General features: G+C 51.2%; 4 protein-coding genes. 3 read left to right on the top strand and 1 reads right to left on the bottom strand.

Translation table 11 applies throughout. The annotated features are described in order from the left end of the window. A partial coding sequence (locus AC1HCM_RS08300; protein WP_479461301.1) for a site-specific integrase occupies window positions 1-388 on the bottom strand: 388 nt, incomplete at its 3' end. 24 nt (window positions 389-412) lie between these two features. Between AC1HCM_RS08300 and AC1HCM_RS08295 the strand changes: the two genes are divergently transcribed. From AC1HCM_RS08295 to AC1HCM_RS08285, 3 genes are all read left to right on the top strand, one after another. Next, window positions 413-919 (top strand): hypothetical protein, encoded by a 507-nt coding sequence (locus AC1HCM_RS08295; RefSeq protein ID WP_479461300.1) that lies wholly within the window; start codon window positions 413-415, stop codon window positions 917-919. Further along, the gene (locus AC1HCM_RS08290) at window positions 901-2,226 is read left to right on the top strand and encodes a sigma-54-dependent transcriptional regulator (protein ID WP_479461299.1); all 1,326 of its coding nucleotides are present in this window, start codon (window positions 901-903) and stop codon (window positions 2,224-2,226) included. Before AC1HCM_RS08295 ends, AC1HCM_RS08290 begins: the two co-directional genes overlap by 19 nt. A gap of 123 nt (window positions 2,227-2,349) precedes the next feature. Beyond that, on the top strand, window positions 2,350-3,579 hold the full coding sequence (locus AC1HCM_RS08285; RefSeq protein ID WP_479461298.1) for a hypothetical protein: 1,230 nt from the start codon (window positions 2,350-2,352) through the stop codon (window positions 3,577-3,579). Window positions 3,580-3,710 lie beyond the last annotated feature (131 nt).

The following is a 3,710-nucleotide window of genomic DNA, read 5'->3' as shown; positions in this document are numbered from 1 at the left end:
TTCCCCTCACCCTGCTGAATATCTTCTCAACCTCTTCTTTGGTGAGAGCCTTGGGGTAGGAGGGGGTCTTCCTCGCGTTGAGCTCCTCCCTTATCTCCTCTATAGCCTGCTCAATGTCGGTGTACTTCTCCCTGTCTATGTACTCCCTCCTGAGGAGGAACTTGAAGAAGTGCTTCAGCGCTGATAGGTTTGCCAGCAGGGAAGTGGGAGCAAGCTCGGAGCTGTCCACATACTTGAATATCTGAACCGAGGAGAGGTTAAGGATTGAGTTTTCATCCCTGACATCAACAGCCTGAAGGAAGGAGGATATGTGCCTGATGTAAGCTTCTGTGGTTCTCTGGCTCTTGGTTCTCGCAAGATTTCTCTTCCAGAGCTCAAGAACCTCCATTGTTATAATTATAGGAGAGAACCCGTGGATAGATGTAATTACCCCATTCACAGGCTGAAACACGATGTATTCTCCCTGCTCTTCAAGATAAAGTCATCCCTTGAGCTCGTATCTGAAGAGGATGAGCTCCTCTCAATTGCCCGTGAAAACCTCCATTCCCTTGAAAGAGTGCTCCGCAGGGTTATGATCCTGAGCAGGCTTGCCCGGGGTGAGCATCCCTTCAGGGAGGAGGAGACAAACCCGTGCCTTCTTGTAGGAGAGGTGCTGGGTACTGCCCTTGAAGAGGACACGCTCATAAAGACCGACAGCTCGCTCCTGACGGAAGCTCTTTACTCTCTAAAAGACGTCCTCGGGAGAAACTACAGCCTGAGCTGTTCCAAGGATGGCTTCTCTCTTGAGGGAGAGCTAAATCTGCGGAGCGAGATAGAGAGGTTCTACCTTGAGTTCTTCCTCTGTGTGCTTTCCTCTCTCGGGATGAAGGTAAAGCGGGAAGGCTCTAAAATAGAGGTAAGATGGCGAGGGTGCTCGTAGTTGACGACGACCCGCAGGTTTTAAAGCTCATAGAAAGGGGGTTAAAGGGACGCTACGACGATGTAGTTACAACCCAGTCCCCTGAAGAAGCCCTCAGGCTCGCAAAGGAGGCGGACGTCCTACTTATAGACCAGAGGATGCCCCAGATTCTGGGTCTGGAGTTGATGGAGGAGGTTCACGGGCTATATCCCGATAAGCCCGTTATCATAATGACCGCCTTCGGCGGTGTAGAGGAAGCCGTGGAGAGCATAAAGAGAGGTGCCTTTCACTACGTAACCAAGCCCATAAACTTTGATGAGCTTCTGAACATTCTTGCAAAGGCACTGGAGATAAAGGAGCTAAAAGACAGAGTAAAGAGGCTCAAGGAACTCCTCGGGATGGACATAGTTGCGGAGAGCTCCGCTATGCGGAGGGTTGTAGAAACAGCCCGCAAGGTGGCTCCCTTTGATACGACCGTTCTTATAACCGGAGAGAGCGGAACCGGGAAAGAGGTACTTGCAAAGTTCATCCACAGGAACAGCAGGAGGAGGGAAGGACCCTTTGTCCCCGTGAACTGCTCCGCCATACCCGAGAACCTCCTTGAAGCTGAGCTCTTCGGCTACAGAAAGGGAAGCTTTTCGGGAGCCTACACCGATAAGAGGGGCATAGTTGAGGAGGCGCAGGGAGGGACTCTCTTCCTTGACGAGATAGGAGACCTTCCCTTACAGCTTCAGGTGAAGGTGCTCAGGTTGATTCAGGAGAAGGAGATAAAACCCATAGGAGACACAAAGCCAAAGAAGGTTGACGTTAGGATGATCTGTGCCACCAACAGAAACCTTAAAAAGCTCGTTCAGGAGGGAAGGTTCAGGGAGGACCTCTTCTATCGCATCAACGTGATACACATACACATCCCCCCTCTCAGGGAGAGGAAGGAGGACATCCTCCCCCTGGCTTACTACTTCATAAAGAGAACAGCGGAGAAGTACGGAGTTGAGGCGAAGGTCCTGTCGGAGAGGGCTAAGAGGGAGCTACTGAGTTATGACTGGAAGGGTAACGTCAGGGAGCTTGAGAACACGATAGAGCGGAGCTTTATACTGAGCGGACCCAAGACGATAGAGAGGATATACCTTGAGGAGGACAACGATACATCTGTATCAGATTCATACAGCGGTATAAAGCCCTACCACGTTGCTAGGGAGGAGTTTGAGAGGCGGTACCTTGAAAGACTCCTTGAGGTGGCGGAGGGTAATATATCAAAGGCTTCAAGGCTCTCGGGAAAGACGAGAGCTGAGATCTACAGAATGATGAAGAGATACCACATGAGGTAAAGCTGTTCTAAACCGATACATACCGAACATCTTTTGGTTACAAAAATTCCCGTTTATCAATCACTTGCTATTTTGGCACGATTATTGCTATAAAAGGGTAGAGAAAGAAAGGAGGTGATGGCCATGAAGAAGAAGGCTTTGATGCTTGCGGTCCTGAGCACAGGACTTCTCTTTTCCTGTGGGGGAGGTAGCTCCGGGACAGATAATGAGACCACGGAGCACGGAGGTGGAGGTAATAACCTCGGTGCCCAGTTCGTGAACGTGAGCGGACAGCTCACAAGCCAGACCGCCACGGGCTTCAGCGCCCAAGCCTGCAGTGTATCGGTAAACCGTGAAATACCCGCCTACGTTGTGGCTGTTACCGTTGATCAGAGCGGCAGAGTGAACGCCGCAGGGTCTTCCATCGATCCATCCTGTAACTTCAGCCTTAAGCTCAACAAAGCCTATGCCTACGCCTTTGCTCTCTTTGACTCAAACTATAAGCCCATAGCCGTCTTCATTTACAACAATGGAAAGGCTCTGAAGTTCTCCGGGGATGTTTACATAAGTGCGATCGCAAAGGATACCAACAACGATGGAATTCCCGACAGCGTTGAGGTCTCTGTTGACAACCCCGGCAACGTCCAGATTGCCAGTGCAAACATACCCGATCCCACAGACCCAAACAATGCAGGCACCTATGACAGGAACAATAACGGGACTCCGGACATGATGGAGGACCACGATAGGAACGGAAAGCCCGACTGTATGGAGGACAAGAACGGAAACGGGCATCCCGACTCTCTTGAGGACTGGGACCGCAACGGTATACCCGAGGGCTTTGAGGATGAGAACGGAGACGGCATCCCTGACCACGTTGAGGACAGCGACCACAACGGGCATCCCGAATACCACGACTGCAATGGAAATGGAAAGTGGGAAGACGAACAGAATGAAGGGTATGAAGGCGAAGAAGGGTATAAATGCTCCTCACAGGGCGGTGGAAATATGGGTGGCGGTAATACAGGAGGGGGAAACATGGGTGGAGGAGGTTCAACAACCGTGAGCTTCGCCAAAGACGTGTATCCGATACTGAAAGGAAAGTGTGCAGATTGCCATGGAAGCAACGGTAATTTCAGAGTAGGTGCGGATGCAAGCACGACATACACCAACCTTATGAACACAACTCCTGTCACGCCCGGCTATACATCCTTTATAAACACATCCAATCCTCCCCAGTCCCTGCTCCTCCTGAAGGCAACCAACACTCTCCCCCCCACTATCTCCCACGGAGGAGGGCAGGTCTTTTCAAAAAACTCCACCGAGTACCAGACCATACTCCAGTGGATACAAAGCGGTGCACCCAACAACTGAGGGGGTAAGTAGAATGAAAAGGCTTCTTCCCCTCGCCTTCATGCCTCTCCTTCTTCTCTCCTGTGGTGGGGGTCTGGGAGAGCTGGAAGGAGAAGATGATGATGATGGTCCTGTCCACTATCAGGGAGTGT

The organism is Hydrogenivirga sp. (assembly GCF_056450045.1).
This window is presented reverse-complemented; position numbering and strand designations above follow the sequence as displayed.

Excerpts from the sequence above, each read along its gene's own strand:
- AC1HCM_RS08290 (WP_479461299.1), top strand. The coding sequence starts at position 901 with ATGGCGAGGGTGCTCGTAGTTGACGACGACCCGCAGGTTTTAAAGCTC.
- AC1HCM_RS08285 (WP_479461298.1), top strand. The coding sequence starts at position 2,350 with ATGAAGAAGAAGGCTTTGATGCTTGCGGTCCTGAGCACAGGACTTCTC.